Origin of the sequence: Rhodococcus sp. NBC_00294, from assembly GCF_036163995.1 — a bacterium.
GTDB lineage: Bacteria > Actinomycetota > Actinomycetes > Mycobacteriales > Mycobacteriaceae > Rhodococcoides.
Genome location: NZ_CP108043.1, coordinates 3,561,216 through 3,579,272, shown reverse-complemented (window position 1 = coordinate 3,579,272; position 18,057 = coordinate 3,561,216). Strand labels below are relative to the sequence as shown.

General features: G+C 69.8%; 19 protein-coding genes. 13 read left to right on the top strand and 6 right to left on the bottom strand.

The window, feature by feature from the left end; translation table 11 throughout:
- Position 1 precedes the first annotated feature (1 nt).
- The gene (locus OHB23_RS16700) at positions 2-1,663 is read right to left on the bottom strand and encodes an acyl-CoA carboxylase subunit beta (protein WP_261769639.1); all 1,662 of its coding nucleotides are present in this window, start codon (positions 1,661-1,663) and stop codon (positions 2-4) included.
- Between the two features lie 77 nt (positions 1,664-1,740).
- On the opposite strand from OHB23_RS16700, the gene OHB23_RS16695 reads away from it, so the two are divergent.
- The 5 genes from OHB23_RS16695 to OHB23_RS16675 are packed head-to-tail and all read left to right on the top strand — an operon-like array spanning position 1,741 to position 5,780.
- Positions 1,741-2,595, top strand: a complete 855-nt coding sequence (locus tag OHB23_RS16695; protein ID WP_328809926.1) for a biotin--[acetyl-CoA-carboxylase] ligase — start codon at positions 1,741-1,743, stop codon at positions 2,593-2,595.
- Positions 2,596-2,621: 26 nt separating this feature from the next.
- Positions 2,622-3,164 carry a PH domain-containing protein gene (locus OHB23_RS16690; RefSeq protein ID WP_027506896.1) on the top strand — a complete coding sequence of 181 codons (543 nt, stop codon included), beginning with the start codon at positions 2,622-2,624 and terminating at the stop codon, positions 3,162-3,164.
- Positions 3,165-3,173: 9 nt separating this feature from the next.
- On the top strand, positions 3,174-3,857 hold the full coding sequence (locus OHB23_RS16685; RefSeq protein ID WP_222638688.1) for a response regulator transcription factor: 684 nt from the start codon (positions 3,174-3,176) through the stop codon (positions 3,855-3,857).
- A 12-nt stretch (positions 3,858-3,869) separates the two neighbouring features.
- On the top strand, positions 3,870-5,195 hold the full coding sequence (locus tag OHB23_RS16680; RefSeq protein ID WP_222647012.1) for an ATP-binding protein: 1,326 nt from the start codon (positions 3,870-3,872) through the stop codon (positions 5,193-5,195).
- A gap of 27 nt (positions 5,196-5,222) precedes the next feature.
- A complete protein-coding gene (locus OHB23_RS16675) occupies positions 5,223-5,780 on the top strand; it encodes a TetR family transcriptional regulator (protein WP_027506893.1) in 558 nt (185 codons plus the stop codon).
- Positions 5,781-5,813: 33 nt separating this feature from the next.
- Here OHB23_RS16675 and OHB23_RS16670 read toward each other — a convergent pair whose 3' ends face one another.
- Positions 5,814-8,207: a cytochrome P450/oxidoreductase gene (locus OHB23_RS16670; protein WP_328809925.1), complete on the bottom strand. Its 2,394-nt coding sequence runs from the start codon at positions 8,205-8,207 to the stop codon at positions 5,814-5,816.
- A gap of 212 nt (positions 8,208-8,419) precedes the next feature.
- Entirely contained in the window at positions 8,420-9,010 is a 591-nt protein-coding gene (locus OHB23_RS16665) for a GtrA family protein (RefSeq protein ID WP_328809924.1), read from the bottom strand.
- A 54-nt stretch (positions 9,011-9,064) separates the two neighbouring features.
- Between OHB23_RS16665 and OHB23_RS16660 the strand changes: the two genes are divergently transcribed.
- Genes OHB23_RS16660 through OHB23_RS16640 form a run of 5 tightly spaced genes read left to right on the top strand, consistent with a single transcriptional unit; the run spans position 9,065 to position 12,098 of the window.
- Entirely contained in the window at positions 9,065-10,357 is a 1,293-nt protein-coding gene (locus OHB23_RS16660; protein ID WP_442972991.1) for a 5-(carboxyamino)imidazole ribonucleotide synthase, read from the top strand.
- Positions 10,350-10,868, top strand: a complete 519-nt coding sequence (purE, locus tag OHB23_RS16655) for a 5-(carboxyamino)imidazole ribonucleotide mutase (protein ID WP_027506889.1) — start codon at positions 10,350-10,352, stop codon at positions 10,866-10,868. The genes OHB23_RS16660 and purE overlap by 8 nt, the downstream gene beginning before the upstream one ends.
- Complete coding sequence (gene crcB / locus OHB23_RS16650; RefSeq protein ID WP_222650409.1) at positions 10,865-11,305, top strand: fluoride efflux transporter CrcB; 441 nt, start codon at positions 10,865-10,867, stop codon at positions 11,303-11,305. The genes purE and crcB (OHB23_RS16650) overlap by 4 nt, the downstream gene beginning before the upstream one ends.
- Positions 11,302-11,688 carry a fluoride efflux transporter CrcB gene (gene crcB / locus OHB23_RS16645; RefSeq protein WP_328809923.1) on the top strand — a complete coding sequence of 129 codons (387 nt, stop codon included), beginning with the start codon at positions 11,302-11,304 and terminating at the stop codon, positions 11,686-11,688. Before crcB (OHB23_RS16650) ends, crcB (OHB23_RS16645) begins: the two co-directional genes overlap by 4 nt.
- Positions 11,685-12,098, top strand: coding sequence for a hypothetical protein (locus OHB23_RS16640; RefSeq protein ID WP_231476447.1), 414 nt, complete (start codon positions 11,685-11,687; stop codon positions 12,096-12,098). The genes crcB (OHB23_RS16645) and OHB23_RS16640 overlap by 4 nt, the downstream gene beginning before the upstream one ends.
- On the opposite strand, the gene OHB23_RS16635 is transcribed toward OHB23_RS16640, so the two are convergent.
- A complete protein-coding gene (locus OHB23_RS16635) occupies positions 12,079-12,792 on the bottom strand; it encodes a TIGR03089 family protein (protein ID WP_328809922.1) in 714 nt (237 codons plus the stop codon). The genes OHB23_RS16640 and OHB23_RS16635 overlap by 20 nt on opposite strands.
- 27 nt (positions 12,793-12,819) lie before the next feature.
- Positions 12,820-14,256 (bottom strand): LCP family protein, encoded by a 1,437-nt coding sequence (locus OHB23_RS16630; RefSeq protein ID WP_328811667.1) that lies wholly within the window; start codon positions 14,254-14,256, stop codon positions 12,820-12,822.
- Between the two features lie 267 nt (positions 14,257-14,523).
- Between OHB23_RS16630 and rfbD the strand changes: the two genes are divergently transcribed.
- Genes rfbD through OHB23_RS16615 form a run of 3 tightly spaced genes read left to right on the top strand, consistent with a single transcriptional unit; the run spans position 14,524 to position 17,436 of the window.
- A complete protein-coding gene (gene rfbD / locus OHB23_RS16625) occupies positions 14,524-15,432 on the top strand; it encodes a dTDP-4-dehydrorhamnose reductase (RefSeq protein ID WP_285188816.1) in 909 nt (302 codons plus the stop codon).
- Between the two features lie 10 nt (positions 15,433-15,442).
- Positions 15,443-16,333 (top strand): glycosyltransferase family 2 protein, encoded by an 891-nt coding sequence (locus tag OHB23_RS16620; RefSeq protein ID WP_222647020.1) that lies wholly within the window; start codon positions 15,443-15,445, stop codon positions 16,331-16,333.
- A gap of 26 nt (positions 16,334-16,359) precedes the next feature.
- Positions 16,360-17,436, top strand: coding sequence for a sugar phosphate nucleotidyltransferase (locus tag OHB23_RS16615; protein WP_027506882.1), 1,077 nt, complete (start codon positions 16,360-16,362; stop codon positions 17,434-17,436).
- Between the two features lie 54 nt (positions 17,437-17,490).
- On the opposite strand, the gene OHB23_RS16610 is transcribed toward OHB23_RS16615, so the two are convergent.
- Positions 17,491-18,048: an NUDIX hydrolase gene (locus OHB23_RS16610; protein WP_328809921.1), complete on the bottom strand. Its 558-nt coding sequence runs from the start codon at positions 18,046-18,048 to the stop codon at positions 17,491-17,493.
- Positions 18,049-18,057 lie beyond the last annotated feature (9 nt).

The following is an 18,057-nucleotide window of genomic DNA, read 5'->3' as shown; positions in this document are numbered from 1 at the left end:
TCTAGAGCGGGATGTTGCCGTGCTTCTTCGGAGGCAGGGTGACCATCTTGCGTTCGAGCAGGCGCAGTGCGGTGACGATCTGTCCGCGGGTGTGGCTCGGGGGGATCACCGCGTCGACGTAGCCGCGTTCGGCGGCGACGTACGGGTTGACGAGGGTGTCCTCGTACTCGTTCTGCAGCTCGAGGCGCAGTGCGTCGACGTCGTCACCGTTCTTGGCGGCCTCGAGGAGGCGTTTGCGGTAGACGAAGCCGACGGCGCCGGATGCGCCCATGACGGCGATCTGCGCGGTGGGCCACGCGAGGTTGAGATCGGCGCCCATGTGCTTGGACCCCATCACGTCGTACGCGCCGCCGTAGGCCTTGCGGGTGATGACGGTGATCTTGCCGACGGTGGCCTCGCCGTAGGCGTAGAGCAGTTTCGCGCCGCGGCGGATGATGCCGTTGAACTCCTGATCGGTGCCCGGCAGGAAGCCGGGGACGTCGACGAGGGTGATGATCGGGATGTTGAAGCAGTCGCAGGTGCGCACGAACCGGGCGGCCTTCTCGGAGGCGTCGATGTCGAGGGTGCCGGCGAACGCGGTGGGCTGGTTGGCGACGATGCCGACGCTGCGCCCGTCGACGCGGCCGAACCCGACGATGATGTTGCGGGCCCGCCCTTCCTGCACCTCGAGGAACTCGTCGTCGTCGAGGATGCGGCGGATGACCTCGTGCATGTCGTACGGGGTGTTCGGCGAGTCCGGGATCAGGGTGTCGAGTTCCAGATCCTCGGCGGTGAGGGAGTCGGCGATGGCCCCGTCGATGGGGTCCGAGGGGGCAAGGCGGGGCGCGGTGGCCTGGTTGTTCGAGGGGAGGTAGCCCAGGAGTTCGCGGACGTAGTCGAGGGCGTCCTGCTCGCCGGAGGCGACGTAGTGGGCGACGCCGGACTTCTCCATGTGGGTGTGGGCGCCGCCGAGGTCCTCCATGGTGACGTTCTCGCCGGTGACGGTCTTGATGACGTCGGGTCCGGTGACGAACATCTGGGAGGTCTTGTCGACCATGACGACGAAGTCGGTGAGGGCGGGGGAGTAGACGTGCCCGCCCGCGGCCGGTCCCATAATCAGCGAGATCTGGGGGACGACGCCGGACATGCGGACGTTGCGGTGGAAGATCTCGCCGTAGAGGCCGAGGGAGACGACGCCTTCCTGGATACGGGCGCCGGCGCCCTCGTTGATGCCGACGAGGGGACGTCCGGTCTTGAGGGCGAGGTCCATGACCTTGACGATCTTCTCGCCGTAGATCTCGCCGAGGCTGCCGCCGAAGACGGTGGCGTCCTGGGAGAACACGCACACGTCGCGGCCGTCGACGGTGCCGTAGCCGGTGACGACGCCGTCGCCGAAGGGGCGGTTGTCGGCGAGGCCGAAGTTGACGGAGCGGTGGCGGGCGAGGGCGTCGAGTTCGACGAACGAGCCCTCGTCGAGGAGCGCGGTGATGCGTTCGCGGGCGGTGAGCTTGCCCTTGGCGTGCACCTTCTCCACAGCCGCCTCGCCCATGGGCTTCTCGGCCTGGGCCTGGCGGGCGGCGAGCTCGGCCAGCTTTCCGGCAGTGGTGTGGATGTCGGGTGCGGCAGCCCCCGTCTCTTCTCGAGCCACTGATTCCTGCGCGGACGCATCCTGAACACTCGTCATAGACCAGCACTGTATCGACGCCGCGCCGCCGGACGTGGCAGGGGTGGTGCGTCGGCCGCGTCTCTATGCTCGGCCCCATGTGGGAGAACCTGGACAGACCGCCGCTCGACGGGCGTGCGCTCACCCGCGCACTCGTCGAGGGACCCCGCGGATCGTGGTCGCGTGTCGACGTCGTGGCGCGGACCGGATCGACCAACGCGGACCTGTTGGCCGTCGCCGACACCGCCGGTGACCGCACTGCGCTGATCGCCGACGTCCAGGACGCGGGCCGCGGACGGCACTCGCGGTCGTTCACCGCTCCCGCGCGGTCGCAGGTCATCGTGTCGGCGCTGGTCAAGCTGCCCGGCGTGCCGCCCGGATCGGTGGGGTGGCTCCCGCTGCTCACCGGTGTCGCGGTGGTCGACGTGCTGCGCACCGTCACCGAGGTCGACGCGGTGCTCAAGTGGCCCAACGACGTCCTCATCCGCGGCGACGAGTCGTCCGGCTACGCCGGAGGCAAGGTGGCGGGCATCCTGGTGGAGGTGGCCTCGACCCATCCCGTCGTGACGGCGGTGTCCGGAGTCGGCATCAACGTCAGCCTCACCGAGGCGGAGCTGCCCGTCCCGACGGCGACGTCCCTGCAACTGGCCGGCGCGGCGGTGATCGATCGCGGCACCGTGGTGCGCGCCTTCCTGCGGGCCGTGGGTTCGGCACTGGACGAGTGGCGGGAGTCGGGGTGGGACACCGCGCCGATCGCGGAGCTGTACCGCTCCCGGTGCGATACTCTCGGCCGCCGCGTGCGGGTCACGATGCCGGGCGACACCGAGCTGGTGGGCGTCGCGACCGACATCGACGAGCACGGTCGGGTGGTGATCGTGCCCGAGTCGGGGGACACCACGCCGGTCGCCGTCTCGGCGGGCGACGTCACTCACCTCCGCGCGCTCGACGCCTGACCGCCCCTTCCCCACAGGAGAATCGCATGTCGTTTCCGCAGGACGCACTGGGGCACGAGGAGGACCTGATCCTGCATCGGCACCCGCACTGGAAGATGCTCGTGCTGCCGGTGCTGACGTTCCTCGTCGCGACGCTTCTCGCGGGCTTCCTCGTGGGTCTGATCGGACGGTCGCTGGAGTCCACGGCGCGGTCCGCCGCGCTGATCGCCGTCGCGGTGGTGTGGGTCGGGCTGATCGCCTGGCGCACCGCTGTCCCCGTACTGCGTTGGCGATCCACACATTTCGTCGTGACCGACCGACGCGTCCTCGTCCGCCAGGGTGTGCTGTCGCACTCGGGCATCGACATCCCGGTACGCCGGGTGTCCAACGTGCAGTTCCGTCACGGTCTTCTCGACCGGCTCCTGAAGACCGGCACCCTGGTGATTGTGGCGAGCTCCGACGACCCCCTCGAGTTCGACGACATCCCCGACGTCGAGCGGGTCCACTCCCTGCTGTACCACCAGGTCTTCGACTCCCAGAATCACGGCTGGGACGACGGAGACGATCTCGGTCCCGCGCGCACTACGTAGGGTGGTCCGGTGACCGAAGTCCTGCTCGCCGAAGACGATGAAGCCATCGCGACCCCGCTGTCCCGCGCACTCGGACGAGAGGGGTACACGGTGACGGTCGAGCAGACCGGTCCGGCAGCGCTCGCGCGCGCCCTGGAAGGCTCGTTCGATCTCCTGATCCTCGATCTCGGGCTCCCCGGGATGGACGGCCTCGAGGTGTGCCGGCAGATCCGCGCCACCAGGTCCGACCTCGCCGTCCTGATGCTCACCGCACGCACCGACGAGGTCGACTTCGTCGTCGGTCTCGACGCGGGAGCCGACGACTACGTGAGCAAGCCCTTCCGCGTCGCCGAGCTCATGGCGCGGGTCCGGGCCCTGCTCCGGCGCCGCGGCGCGGCCTCCGAGGACGGCACCATCGAGGTGGGCGGCCTGCGCCTCGAACCCGCCGCACGGCGCGTCCTGCTCGACGGCCACGAGATCCCCCTGGCCAACAAGGAGTACGAACTTCTCAAGATCCTGCTCGACCATGCCGGTCAGGTGGTCTCGCGCGAGACCATTCTGCGCGAGGTGTGGGGCGACGCCGAGCTGCGCGGCTCGAAGACGCTGGACATGCACATGTCCTGGCTGCGCCGCAAGATCGGCGACGAGGGCTCGGTGGCCGAACGACGCATCGCGACCGTGCGCGGCGTCGGCTTCCGGATCAACACGGACTGACCGGGCCACCGCATGAGGCGTCGGATCCTGCAGTCGATCCTCGCGGTCGTCATCCTCACCGGCATGCTGCTCGGCATCCCGTTGACCTACACCGCCTGGCTGTGGGTCGAGGACTTCACTCGCGGCGACCTGCGCACCCGGCTCGAGCGCATGGCGTCCGAGATCATCGATCAGGAGGGCGGGGACGGCCGCGTGGACGGCGGCCTCGACACCGCCTCGCTGCGTCTCGTCGTGCCCATGGGCGGGCGCCTCGTCGTCGTCTACCCCACCCCCGAGAACCCGGCGTCCCGCATGGACATCGGCGCACCGTCCGTCGAGGATCCGATCGAGGAGTCCCTCTCGATGGGCACCTCCGGGTCGCTGCTCCTCGAAGTGCCGTCCGACGAGATGCGCACCGCCCAGAAGCAGGCCGTCGGCGCGGTGGCGCTCGTCGTCCTGGCCTCGATCGCGGCCGGCACCGTCGTCGCCGTCCTCACGTCCCGTCGACTCTCCACGCCCCTGCAGCACGTCGCGGGGCGGGCCGCCCGGCTGGCCGAGGGCGATTTCCGGAAGGACCCCACCCGCCACGGCATTCCCGAACTCGACCGGGTGTCCGACGTGCTGGACTCCGCATCGGTGGAGATCGTGGGGCGCCTGCAACGCGAACACTCCCTCGTCGCGGACGTCTCCCACCAGTTGCGCAGCCGTCTCACCGCGGTGCGCCTGCGTCTCGACGAGCTGTCCGGCCACCCCGATCCCGAGGTGGTCACCGAGGCCAACGAGGCGATGGCCCAGGTGGACCGGCTCACCACCGCGATCGACGACCTCGTGCGATCGTCCCGCAGTGACGGCGCGGCCGACGCCTCGACCGTGCGCGTACGCGGCGAACTCGAACCCGTCATCGACGACTGGCGCGGGCCGTTCGCCGATGCCGGGCGCGACCTCGAGCTGCGCGGCGACTCGTCGGTCACCGCCCTGGTCACGGGTTCCCGGCTCCGCGAGGCGGTGTCGGTGCTGCTGCACAACGCGCTGGACCACGGCGGCGGGCGCTGCGTCGTCACGGTGCGCCTCGTGGGGGAGTCGCGTGCACCCGCGCAGGACGGACCACGGCCGCCCGTGGTCGTGGAGGTCTCCGACGAGGGAACCGGTGTCAAAGACGAACTCGCGCCGCACATCTTCGACCGTGGCTTCTCCGGCGCCGGATCCACCGGGGTGGGCCTCGCCCTCGCCCGCGCGCTGGTCGAGGCGGACGGGGGACGACTCGAACTGCAGCGCCGACGTCCGGCGCTCTTCGCGGTGTTCCTGCCCGCGGCACGCGTGGACCAGGTGATCCCGGCCGGGATGTCCGAACCGCGCTGACCGGCTCGACTCACCTAGGCTCGCGACGTGACTGCGCCCGACTTCTATTCCGAACTGCGGACTCTGCGACTCGAGCGGGTGCTCGACGCCGGGGTGGAGATCATCGCCGACCGCGGGTGGGACGGCTTGAGCATGACCGAGGTCGCGAAGCGTTCCGGGGTGCCCCGGCAGAGCCTCTACAAGGAGGTGGGTACCAAGGACGACCTCGGTCGCGCCGTCGTGGACCGCGAGGTCGAGCGATTCCTGGAGCAGGTGCGCACCGGGCTGGCAGCGCATCCCGACAGCTTCGAGGACGGCATCTCCGCTGCCGTTCGGGGCGTGCTCGAACACGGTCGGGCCAATGTCGCTCTCGCAGCCGTTCTGCGGCCGGGGCACGATTCGGGTCTGCTCGCCCTGGTCACGGTCCACCCCGACGCCGTGTTGGGCCACGCGAACAGTGCCGTCGGTGCGTTGGTGGGCGAGAGAGCGCCGGACGCGTTGGTGGACTGCGTGGTTCGACTGACGCTGAGCCATCTGGTGCAACCGTCCGTGGACGTGGACGAGGCGGTGGATCGCATCGACCGGGTGGTCCGCGGGTTCGCCTGAGCGGACTCGGCTCGGTCCCACCGGCCCGGCGCACTACAGGTCGAGCACCAGCTTCGACGACAGCGATCGCGAGACACACATCATGACCGTGTCCCCGCGTTCGCGTTCGCGACGGGACAGCACGGAGTCGCGGTGGTCGGGAGTGCCGCTCAGGACGTCGGCCTCGCACGTCCCGCAGATGCCTTCCATGCACGACCCGATGACGTCGGCACCGGCCTTCTCGACGGCGTCGAAGATCGACGTGCCGTCGGGGACGGTGACGGTCACCCCCGAGCGCGCGCACTCGACCTCGAACGAGTCGAGCGCGTCGTCGGGTGCCTCGACGGTCTCGGCCGCGAAACGCTCCAGGCGCAGGCCCCCGTCCGGCCACGCCGCGCACGCGTTCTCCACGGCATCGAGGAGTGGGCCGGGCCCGCAGCAGTAGACCAGGGTCTCGGGCCGGGGCTCACCCAGCACGGTGTCGAGATCGACACGCTCGCCGCGTTCGTCCTTGGCCCAGACCGTCACGCGGTCGTCGCCGTCGAACTCGTCGAGGAACGCCATCGACGAACGAGATCGACCGGCGTACAACAGGTTCCACTCGGCGCCGTCGGCTCGGGCAGCGGCGATCATGGCGCGGATCGGTGTGATGCCGATCCCGCCGGCGATGAAGAGATAGCTCGGTGCGGGATCGAGTGCGAAGTGGTTGAGCGGCCCTCGTGCTCGCAGAGTGGCTCCCTCCGGCAGGTGGTCGTGCACGTGCGCCGAGCCGCCGCGGCCGTCCGGCTCACGCAGGACAGCGATCGTCCACGAGGACTCGTCGGCGGTGTCTCCACAGAGTGAGTAGTGCCTGACCAGGTCGGGGCGCAGCATCAGTTCGACGTGCGCGCCGGGCGTCCAGGACGGCAGCGACCCGCCGGCGGCATCGGTGAGGACGAGTTCGACGACGCCCTCCGCCGCGGTACGCCGGTGTGCGACCCGCACATCGAGCTGCGTCCGCTCTGCTCCGTCGCCGTCGCGGCGCTGCCGAGGGGGCGTGACGGTGGACGTGTCCACCACGGGAGCGGCGCCGGCGGCCTTCCGGTCGGTGCGGTAGGTGCCGTGCCGTCGACGCTCCCCGCCCTTCGGTGTCGTCGTCACCATCATGGAGCTGTAGCCACGAACGAAGTTGGACTGCACGCGCGTCGGCTCCGCGAGGACCTCGATGTCGTCGAAGCGCGTCAGCAGCTCCTCCCAGAGGATCCGCAGCTGCATCTCCGCGAGCCGACTGCCCATGCAGCGGTGGGTGCCGATGCCGAACGCGAGGTGATGCCGTGCGTTGCGCCGGTCGATCACGAAGCTGTCCGGGTCGTCGAACGTGCGCTCGTCGCGGTTGGCCGAGGCGTACCACATGACGACCTTGTCGCCCTCGCGGACGAACTGACCGTTCAGGACGGTGTCTCGAGTCGCGATGCGGCGCATGTAGGCGAGGGGCGTCTGCCACCGCAGGATCTCGTGGACCATCTTCGGTACCAGGCCCGGATCGGCGCGCAGGCGATCGAACTGCTCCGGGAACTGGTTCAGGGCCAGCAGTCCGCCCGTCATCGAATTGCGGGTGGTGTCGTTTCCGCCCACGACGAGCAGGACGATGTTGCCCAGGAACTCCATCGGGCAGTCGATCAGGTCCTTCGTGTCCTCGGAGAGCTGCATGAGGGTGATGAGGTCGTACCCGGGCTTCTCGCCGGCTGCGAGGCGCGCCGCCTTGTCGTGCCACAGCGCACTGAAACTGCGCGCTGCTTCCGCCGCGGCCCGATACGCCGCGTCCGTGTCGGTGGACCCGCCGGTGGCCGACGCGCTCGCGGCCACCAGATCGGTCCACTCGACCAACTTCCGACGTTCCTCGTACGGGAAGTCGAGCAGCGTCGCGAGCATCCGCGAGGTCAACTCGATGCTGACCCGGTCGACCCAGTCGAAGGGCTCGCCCACCGGGAGCTCGTCGAGGACCTCCGCGACCCGCGAGCGGATGAGACCCTCCATCTCCTCCAGATTCCGAGGTGCGACGACGCCTTGCACCGCGGCGCGCTGCTGATCGTGGCGCGGCGGGTCCATCGCGATGAACATTTCGATGTCGAGACCCTCCGGCGGTGTGCCCAGGATGATCTGCGGTTCCGCCGAGAACGTCTCGAAATCCCGGTCGACTGCGACGATGTCGTCGTAGCGCGTGACGGACCAGAACGGCCCGAACGCGCTGTCGGCCCGGAAGTGCACGGGCGACTCGTCTCGCAGTCTCCGGAAATAGGCCTCCCACGATCCCTGCCGCCACAGGAACGGGTTGCTGACATCGATCTCGGTCAGATCCAGCTCCGCCACGTCGGGGATCGCGGACTCACGGAAGTGTGGCTGCCCGTCGCTCACCACGAGCCTCTTCGCGCGCTGCCACAGATGCAGTCCCTGGATCTGACGCTCCATCGGGACCAGTGCCTGTGTTCTCGTGATGATCGTGTCGCGAACGCTAATGACGACTACCGCCTCGGTGCTGGGATGGTTCTGACGAGTGGGATGACAGAACTAAACCATGTGTATCCGAAGATGACAATAGTCGACGTATTGTCGCCGCTGAGCGGCAGCGCACCAGCGGCCCGTCGCCGGGTGAGTGAGGAGAGGGGGCCTGACGCGTCGCGTCAGCTGTGACCCATGAACTGCGTCTGCTCGTCGTCCGGGTCGACGTCGGGATCGAGATCGGGGTCCGGCTCGTCCTCGATCAGCGAAGTCGCGATGATCCCGCGGCCGTTCTCGTCCGGGAACGCGAAGCGACGCAGTGCCCAGAATCGGAAGACCATCTGCAGCAGATTGCCGATGACGTAGTTGAGGACGAAGTCGATGATGATCAACGCGGTGAGGGTTGTCTGTCCCTCGCGGATGTCGAAGACGTTGTTCGCGATCCAGAGCGGAGCGGCGGCGAGGATGACGCCGATGCCACTGATGGTGAAGAACAACAGTGCCTCGTGATGACGCTCGCGGCCACCACGGTTCTTGAACGACCACTCGCGGTTGAGGATGTAGCTGAGAATCGTCGCCATCACGCCGGAGAAGATCTTGGCGACGACGGGCTTCGACTCGAGCACGGTGAGGCTCAGTGAGTAGAAGATCGCGAGGTCGAACACCATCGTGGTCGCGCCGACGATCGCGAACTTGATCAGTTCGGAGTGGCGGAGGGCGATGCTTCGGAACGGCTGCGGGATACCGGCAACCACACGGTCGATCAGAGGCACGGTGACCCACTTTACGAAGAGCAGTGACCAAACACTAATCGGACTCGTGACACGATGAGCGACGTGACAGCAGGAGACACCGTGAATTCGGACATCCCCCAGCAGACCCCGCGCACCGACCCGCCGCGGCAGCGCACCTCGTCCCTGCCCGTCGTCGCGATGGTCGGCGGAGGACAGCTCGCACGGATGACCCACCAGGCCGCGATCGAGCTGGGTCAGACCCTGCGCGTGCTCGCGGCCGGGGAGAACGATCCGGCGGCTCGGGTGAGCGCCGACGTGGTGCTCGGCGAGCACACCGATCTCGCGGCACTGCGTGCGGTCGCCGCCGGTGCCGACGCGCTGACGTTCGATCACGAACACGTCCCCACCGAGCATCTCGACGTCCTCGTCGCCGAGGGCGTCAACGTCCAGCCGCCTCCCGAGGCGCTGATCTTCGCGCAGGACAAGCTGCGGATGCGCGTTCGCCTGCGGGAACTGGGACTACCGGTACCGGATTTCACGGAGGTGGCGTCCGTCGAGGACGTCGTCGCCTTCGGTGACGCCCACGACTGGCGCATCGTGATCAAGGCCGTGCGCGGCGGCTACGACGGTCGCGGCGTCTGGATGCCCGACGACGCCGACGAGGCGCGCACCGTGGTGTCCGACCAGCTCGCCGCCGGAGTGCCGCTGATGGCGGAACAGCGTGTCGACATGGCGCGCGAACTCTCGGCGATGGTCGCGCGGTCCCCGTTCGGGCAGGGAGCGACCTGGCCCGTCGTCGAGACCGTGCAGCGGTCCGGACAGTGCGCCGTCGTCATCGCACCCGCCCCCGGCCTGTCCGAGGACCTGGCTGCGGACGCCGAGCACATCGCGCTCCGCATCGCGTCCGAGCTGGGTGTGGTGGGAGTCATGGCCGTGGAGCTGTTCGAGAAGGTCGACGGCACCCTGTCGATCAACGAACTCGCCATGCGCCCGCACAACTCGGGCCACTGGACGCAGGACGGTGCCCGGACCTCGCAGTTCGAGCAGCACCTGCGCGCGGTGCTCGACTATCCCCTCGGTGACTGCGCGCCTCTCGCGCCGGTGTCCGTCATGGCCAACGTCCTCGGCGCCGAGGAGCAGCCGTCCTCGACCATGGACGAGCGGGTGCATCACCTGTTCGCGCGGATGCCCGACGCCAAGGTGCACCTCTACGACAAGGGTGAGCGCAAGGACCGCAAGATCGGCCACGTCAACATCGTGGGCCCGCGGAACGGCTCCGCGTCCGATGCCGAGCACGTCGCCGAGGTCCGGGAGCGTGCCGAGCGTGCCGCGCACTGGCTCTCGCACGGCGTCTGGACCGACGGATGGGATCCGCATCATGGATGAGAACAGCAACAGCACGGCCGTCCGGGTCGGCATCATCATGGGCAGCGACTCGGACTGGCCGGTGATGGAGGCCGCCGCCCTGGCGGTCGCCGAGTTCGGCGTCCGCTTCGAGGTGGGCGTGGTCTCCGCGCACCGGACGCCGCAGCGCATGCTCGACTACGCGCGGGACGCGGCGGACCGCGGAATCGAGGTGATCATCGCCGGCGCCGGCGGTGCCGCTCACCTGCCGGGCATGGTGGCCTCCGCGACGCCGCTCCCCGTCATCGGTGTCCCGGTTCCCCTGAAGTACCTCGACGGGATGGACTCGCTCCTGTCGATCGTCCAGATGCCGGCGGGGGTGCCCGTCGCGACGGTCTCCATCGGCGGCGCACGCAACGCCGGTCTGCTCGCCGTGCGTATTCTCGGTGCCGCCGATCCGCAGCTGCGTGGACGGATGGCCGAGTTCCAGCGCGGACTCGAGCAGATGGTGCTGGACAAGGACGAGGCGCTGCGTCGCAGTCTGCTGGAATGACCGCGTCCGCGGACTCGGTCCGTCCTCTGCACCGCACGCCCGCTGCCCTGGCCGCGGTCGTCGTCGGCGGTGCCGCGGGGACGGGTGCCCGCTACGCGGGGGAGTCCTGGGTGCCGCACTCCGGAACGGGATGGCCGTGGGCCACGTTCCTGATCAACCTGAGCGGTGCGTTCGTCCTCGGTCTGCTGCTGGAAGCGTTGGCGCGCTCGGGACCGGACGTCGGGCGGCGTCGGTGGGTGCGCCTGGTGGCGGGCACCGGCTTCTGTGGCGCGTTCACGACCTACAGCACGTTCGCCCTCGAGACGGTCGAGCTCGTCCGGGACGGCGCACCGACGACTGCACTGACCTACGCCGCCGTCGGAGTCGTGGCGGGACTGATCTGTGCCTGGGCGGGCATCGTGACCGGTGGCACCCTCCATCGGAGGCCACGCACATGACGGTCGCCGCGGTGCTGCTCGCGGGTGCGCTCGGGGCGGTGGTCCGCTTCGTCGTCGACGGCGAGGTGACGGCTCGTTTCGGTCGGCCGTTCCCCCTGGGGACTCTGATCGTCAACGTCAGTGGGTCGTTCCTTCTCGGCATCCTGGCCGGGCTCGTGCTGTTCGCCGGCCGGCCCGCCGAGTGGCAGGCCGTCGCCGGCACCGGGTTCTGCGGCGGGTACACCACGTTCAGCAACGCGAGCGTGCAGACGGTCCGACTCGTGCAGGAGGGTCGGCACCGGGCGGCCGCGGCGAACGCGGGGACCACCGTGATCGCCTCCGTCCTGGCCTGCGCCGGTGGACTGGCTCTCGTGTGGGCGGCGTCGGGTGGGAGCTCGGTGTGACGTCCTCCGGTCCGCGGGGGTCGAGCCCGCTGCGACGGGTGTCGCGCGGCAGCATCCAGTCGCTCGTCGTCACGGCCACGGCGCTCACCTGGGCTCGTCTGTGGCGCTCGCGGATCTCGTACGACGCGTCGTCGAACCTGATCGTGTGCGAGGCGATGCGAGGCGGATACGCCCGCGGCGGAACGTGTTTCGGCGGAGCGTTCCTCACCGGACACGCGCTCGTCGATCCCCGTCGACGGCGGGCGATGCTGCGCCACGAGTCCGTGCACGCCGACCAGTGGGCCCGCCACGGGTTCTCGTTCGCGATCCGGTACCTGGTGGAGGAGATGCGCCGGCCGGGCGCCGCCAACCGCTTCGAGGTGGAGGCCGGACTCGGCGACGGGGGCTATCTCACTCGAGGACCGTCGTGACCTTCTCCGTGGCGACGCGGCGATCGAGTGCCGCCGGGTCCAGCGCGGTCACCTGAACCAGTGACGCGCCGGCCGCGAGCACCGCGACGAGACCGTCGAGCATTCCGTCGGCGTCGTCCCAAGACCCGGTCGCGAGAACCCGGTCCGTCGCCGACAGTCCGCGCGCTGCGGCGCGGCCCTGTGCATCGGTCAGGACGTCCTGGACGGAGCGACCCTCCAGGGCCGGACCGGCGCCGACGGGAACGAACTGATCGCCGTGCACGCGAACCGACGTCGCGTAGTCGGTGACTCCGAGGGGGAGGTCGTCGACGGGCCGACCGAACGGGTCGAGCGACAGTGCGGCCACCTCACCGGCGTCGGCGGTCTCCACACCCGCGGCGGTCACCAGGGCGACCGCCGCGTCCGGATCGGGCCGGAGAGTCACCTCGGCGCCGGCCCACCACGCGCCGAGCAGCACCGAGGCGGTCTGCCAGTGCGCGGGGAGCACGACGCTGACGACGTCGCCGGGCGACACACCGAGCTCGTCTCTGAGGAAGTTGGCCGTCTTCGCGGCCCAGTTGGCCAGAGTCAGCGCGGACAACTCGATGCGCTCACCGGTCGAGTCGTCGTAGTAGGTGATGCGCGGTCCCGCCGCGTCCGCCGCGAGGATGGGTCCGAGAAGCGCGTCCGTGAGCGTCGTGCCACCTGAGGTCATCGACGACATTCTTCCGAACGGGCCCGATCAGTTGACGCACTGGGGGCCCGTGGACCCGGCGTCGATCGGGTCCGCGGCCGCAGGAGCCGGGGTGGCGGTGTCGCCTGCGGGCGAGACACCGGCCGGAAGCGATCCCGCCGCTGCGGGAGCGGAGTAGTCGGAGGCCAGCACGACGCGCACGGTCCCGGACGGCAGCGAGTCGTCGGTCTCGGTCCGGTCGGTGCCGACCCGCGCGGCGACGGCCGCCGCGGCATCACCGTCCGACGACGCGGCGTACACGGTGGTCCGGTCGACGCTCGCACCCTCGTTGTTGCCGACCTCGCCCGGAACGAAGCCCTCGCCCGACAGAGTGTCGGAGACCGAGGACGCCAGACCGTCGACGCCGCTGTCGTTCGCGACGTCCACCGTGACACTCGAGGCGTCGATGTCGGGAACGGTGGGCGTCGGCGTCACGCTCTCGGACGGCGCCGCGTCGCCGATGAGGCCTCGCACCCACGTCTGCACCTCGACGGGGTCGACCGCGACGATCGACTCGCCGTAGTCGGTGACGCCGTTGATGTCCGCGACGGGAATGGTGTCGAAGGTGACCGCGCCGCCGGCGACGTCCTGCAACTTCGTGGCGAAATCGAGGACGTCCCAGTCGTCGTCGATGGTGACGGAGCGCTGCACGGCCGACCCGAGCTGCCCCAACGTGCCGGGGTTGCTGAGCGTGCGGGCGCTGAGCACCTTGCGGACCAGCGACGCCATGAACACCTGCTGACGGACGATGCGGTCGAGATCGCCACGGGGGAGATCGTGGCGCTGGCGCACGAAGCTGAGGGCGTCGGCACCCGAGAGCGTCTGCTGCCCGGCCGCGAAGCGCGCGCCGGAGAGGGGCTCGTCGACCGGCGCGTTCAGACACACGTCGACGCCGCCGACGGCATCGGTGAGCAGGACGAAGCCGAGCAGCCCGACCTCGGCGTAGTGATCGACCGTCACGCCGGTGAGGCCCGCGACGGAGTCGATGAGCGCCTTGCGGCCCGCGAGCGTCGATTCGCTGTCGGCTTCGGCGTCGGGCACCCCGCTCTCGACGAGTTCGAGGCGCTTCTCCTCCTTGGTGGCTCCGTACGCGGCGTTGATCTTGCTGTCGCCGATGCCGGGCACGTTCACGTACGCGTCGCGCGGGATGGAGATCGCCGACGCGGACGATCCGTCGTTGGGAACGCGGATCAGAATGATGGTGTCGGTGTTGTTGGCCACCTCGTCGCCGGCGCGGAGCGAGTCGAGCTCGTTCTGCGAGAGCGCGTTGCCGTGCGCGTCGGTCCTGCTGTCGGTGCCCACGAGCAGGATGTCGACCGCACCGTCGGCCCCGTCGCCGAGATCGAGGTTCGACACCGTCGCGAGGTTGCTGCGCAGCGAGTCGATGCTCTGCCATGCCACACCCGTCACCAGAAACGCGCCGGCGGAGAACAGTGCGACGGCGATCCGGCCGGCGTTGGAGTGCCCCGGTGTCCGCGAGGGGCGGTGGCTGGTCGGAGGTCGACGCCCCCGGTCGGAGCGGGTGGAGGAGCGCCGCGCACCCGGTTCCGACTCGCGAGAATCGGGTCGCCGCTGCGCACCGCGCTGTGTCCGAGGTCTGTACGGATCGCGCGGTGTCCCGGGGCCCGTCACAGAATCCGTCACGATCCCCAGGCTAACGGCAGGGTCGCCGTGCTCCGCGCAACCCGCCACGGCGTGCCACACTCTGTCGCTGTGACCACCGACGCAGAGCAGAGTTCGGACAGGACGATCGTGGTGACCGGAGCCGGAGGTCAGCTCGGTCGCCGACTCGTCGACCGCGCGCGGGACGGGTACCGCGGGGCCCGCGTGCTCGGCTTCGGATCGGCCGACCTCGACATCACGGATCCGGAGTCGATCGCCGCCGCCGTGGTGCCGGGCACCGTGGTGATCAACTGCGCAGCGCACACGGCGGTCGACGCGGCGGAGACCGAGGAGGACCGCGCCGCACTGCTGAACGAGGTGGGACCGCGCCTGCTCGCCGAGCGGTGCGCCGAGGTCGGTGCAGGTCTCGTGCACGTCTCGACCGACTACGTGTTCGCCGGAGACGCGCGGACCCCGTACGAACCCGACGATCCCACCGCGCCGGCGACCGCCTACGGGCGCACCAAGCTGGCGGGGGAACGGGCCGTCCTGGAGGCGTTGCCGTCCGCGACGATCGTGCGGACCGCGTGGGTCTACACCGGCACCGGCTCCGACTTCGTCGCCACGATGCTCCGGCTCGAGGCCGAGCGGGAGACCCTCGACGTCGTGAACGACCAGGTGGGTTCGCCGACGTACTCGGGTGATCTCGCGGACGCGCTCCTCGAGGCGGCGACGTCGCCGCGAGCGCTGCCGCAGATCCTGCACGCCACCAACGCCGGGACGGCGTCCTGGTTCGACCTCGCTCGGGCGACCTTCGAGACCGTGGGCGCCGATCCCGACCGTGTTCACCCGTGCGGCAGTGATCGCTACGTGCGGCCGGCGCCGCGTCCCGCCTACTCGGTGCTCTCGCCCGCGGCCTGGAAGGGTGCCGGGCTGACCCCGCTGCGGCCCTGGCGCGACGCCCTGACGGCCGCGCTGGCGGCTCGGGCGGTCGCGGACCCGCCCGGAGCCGCCCAGTAGGGTGACCGGCGTGAGTGCCCCCCTGGCCGTCGTGACGGTGACCTATTCGCCCGGCGAGCACCTCGACGCATTCCTCGAGTCCCTGCGGGATGCGACGACGCGGCCGGTGTCGGTGATTCTCGCGGACAACGGGTCCACCGACGGCGCGCCCGAGGCGGCCGAGGCCGCGTACGACAACGTCCGATTGCTGCGCACCGGAGCGAACATCGGCTACGGCGGCGCCGCCAATCGCGCTGTCGCCGAGGTGGATCCGGCCACCGAGTTCGTCATGGTCGTCAATCCCGACGTCCAGTTCGGCCCCGGGTCGATCGACGAGCTGCTGGCGGCCGCCGAACGGCATCCGCGGGCCGGGTCGCTCGGGCCCCTCATCCTCGAGCCGGACGGTTCGCGCTACCCGTCAGCCCGCCGCGTTCCCGATCTCACGTCCGGGTCGCTGCACGCACTGCTCGGTTCGGTGTGGCCGTCGAATCCGTGGACGCAGCGCTACCGGCAGGACAACGACGAGGTCAGCGAGCGGTCGGTCGGGTGGCTGTCCGGCTCGTGTCTGTTGCTGCGCCGTGCCGCGTTCGACTCGGTGGACGGGTTCGATTCCCGGTATTTCATGTACATGGAGGACGTCGATCTCGGAGATCGCCTCGGACGAGCGGGCTGGACCAACATCTACGTGCCCACGGCCGTCGTGACGCACGCCAAAGGTCATGCCGCGGGGCGTCATCCGGAGTCGATGCTGCCGGCGCACCACCGCAGCGCCTACCGCTTCCAAGCTGATAGACACCCGCGGAGATGGCAAGCTCCTCTCCGGTGGACGTTGCGCGCCGGACTGGCGTTGCGGTCCAGGGTGGTCGTGACTGCTGCACTGCGGCAACGCGACGACACGGTCGGGTCAGGTTCGAGCTCGTGAGAAGTTTCTGAGAAAGGCGATACGCGATGACTGCTCCGGCGACCGATGCCGTAGTTCTGGTCGGAGGAAAGGGCACGCGACTGCGTCCGCTCACGCTCTCCGCCCCCAAGCCGATGCTGCCCACGGCAGGTCTGCCGTTCCTCACCCATCTCCTGGCGCGCATCAAGGACGCCGGGATCGACCACGTGGTGCTCGGCACGTCCTTCAAGTCGGAGGTGTTCGAGCAGCACTTCGGTGACGGCAGCGCACTCGGCCTCGAGCTCGAGTACGTGTTCGAGGAGGAGCCGATGGGCACCGGCGGCGGCATCCGCAACGTCCTGCCCCGGCTCCGCGCCGACAACGTCATGGTCTTCAACGGTGACGTGCTGGGCGGTACCGATCTGCGCGGCGTGCTCGACACCCACCGCACCACCGAGGCGGACGTCACCCTGCACCTCGTCCGCGTCGGTGACCCGCGTGCGTTCGGCTGCGTGCCCACCGACGAGTCCGGCCGCGTCACCGCGTTTCTCGAGAAGACCCAGGATCCGCCGACGGACCAGATCAACGCCGGCTGCTACGTGTTCAAGCGGGAGATCATCGAGAAGATCCCGTCCGATCGTCCGGTGTCCGTCGAGCGTGAGGTGTTCCCCGCACTGCTGGCCGAGGACAAGCGAGTCTTCGGACACGTCGACGCCGCCTACTGGCGCGACATGGGTACGCCGGAGGACTTCGTGAAGGGCTCCGCCGACCTCGTGCGCGGAATCGCACCGTCGCCTGCGCTGACGGGGACGCGGGGCGAGTCGCTGGTCCATCCCGGCGCGGGCGTCGCTCCCGGTGCGCTGCTGATCGGCGGCACGGTCGTCGGACGCGGCGCCGAGGTGGGAGCGGGCGCCCGTCTCGACGGTGCCGTCCTCTTCGACGGTGCTGTGGTCGAGGCCGGCGCGGTGGTCGAACGATCGATCCTCGGATTCGGTGCGCGCATCGGACCGCGGGCACTCGTGCGCGACGCCGTCATCGGCGACGGAGCCAACATCGGCGCGCGGTGCGAGCTGCTCCGCGGCGCCCGGGTGTGGCCCGGAGTGACGCTGCCCGACGGTGGAGTGCGCTTCTCGACCGACGTCTGAGGATCCAGGGCGTCCGAGAATCCAGGGCTTCCGAGAATCCAGGGCGCCCGAGGCTCAGCGAGCCGCCGCGCGGGAGATCATGTCCTGCAACGCGTCTCGTTCGGCGCCCGCCTCCCCGTCGGGGAGGTCGTCGACGGGCCACCACCGCAGGTCGTTCGACTCCGCGCTGCGGACGATGTGTGCACCGTCCGCAGCGCGTACGACGAAGCGCAGGTCGAGATGGCGCGTCGGCTCGCCGAGCGAACACGTGATCGGGTGCGTGTGAATGGAGAGCAGCTCCGGCTCGAGAACCAGGTCGTCGATGCCGCTCTCCTCACGCGCCTCGCGGAGTGCCGCGTCCCGGACGGTCTCGTCGTCGACCTCGCAGTGTCCGCCCAGTTGGAGCCATCGTCCGACCCGCGGGTGCAGCGTCAGGAGTACGTGGCACCCACTCCGATCGAGCACCAGCGCCGACGCGGTGACGTGACCGGCCACGTTCTCGCGGAGACAGCCACGCGGCGCACTGTCGAGGAACGCCAGCATCGTGTGGCGCATCGAGTCGTCGTGCGGCTCGGTGGTCGACCAGGAACGGAGCAGTTCTCTCGCGGATTCGTGGAGGCTCTCGGCGCTCACGGACGGTTC

What these genes read in the sequence shown, in the direction of transcription:
- OHB23_RS16700 (WP_261769639.1), bottom strand. Translation starts at nt 1,663, where the DNA reads ATGACGAGTGTTCAGGATGCGTCCGCGCAGGAATCAGTGGCTCGAGAA.
- OHB23_RS16695 (WP_328809926.1), top strand. Translation starts at nt 1,741, where the DNA reads ATGTGGGAGAACCTGGACAGACCGCCGCTCGACGGGCGTGCGCTCACC.
- OHB23_RS16690 (WP_027506896.1), top strand. Translation starts at nt 2,622, where the DNA reads ATGTCGTTTCCGCAGGACGCACTGGGGCACGAGGAGGACCTGATCCTG.
- OHB23_RS16680 (WP_222647012.1), top strand. Translation starts at nt 3,870, where the DNA reads ATGAGGCGTCGGATCCTGCAGTCGATCCTCGCGGTCGTCATCCTCACC.
- OHB23_RS16670 (WP_328809925.1), bottom strand. Translation starts at nt 8,207, where the DNA reads ATGGAGCGTCAGATCCAGGGACTGCATCTGTGGCAGCGCGCGAAGAGG.
- OHB23_RS16660 (WP_442972991.1), top strand. Translation starts at nt 9,065, where the DNA reads ATGAGCGACGTGACAGCAGGAGACACCGTGAATTCGGACATCCCCCAG.
- purE (WP_027506889.1), top strand. Translation starts at nt 10,350, where the DNA reads ATGGATGAGAACAGCAACAGCACGGCCGTCCGGGTCGGCATCATCATG.
- crcB (WP_222650409.1), top strand. Translation starts at nt 10,865, where the DNA reads ATGACCGCGTCCGCGGACTCGGTCCGTCCTCTGCACCGCACGCCCGCT.
- crcB (WP_328809923.1), top strand. Translation starts at nt 11,302, where the DNA reads ATGACGGTCGCCGCGGTGCTGCTCGCGGGTGCGCTCGGGGCGGTGGTC.
- OHB23_RS16635 (WP_328809922.1), bottom strand. Translation starts at nt 12,792, where the DNA reads ATGACCTCAGGTGGCACGACGCTCACGGACGCGCTTCTCGGACCCATC.
- OHB23_RS16615 (WP_027506882.1), top strand. Translation starts at nt 16,360, where the DNA reads ATGACTGCTCCGGCGACCGATGCCGTAGTTCTGGTCGGAGGAAAGGGC.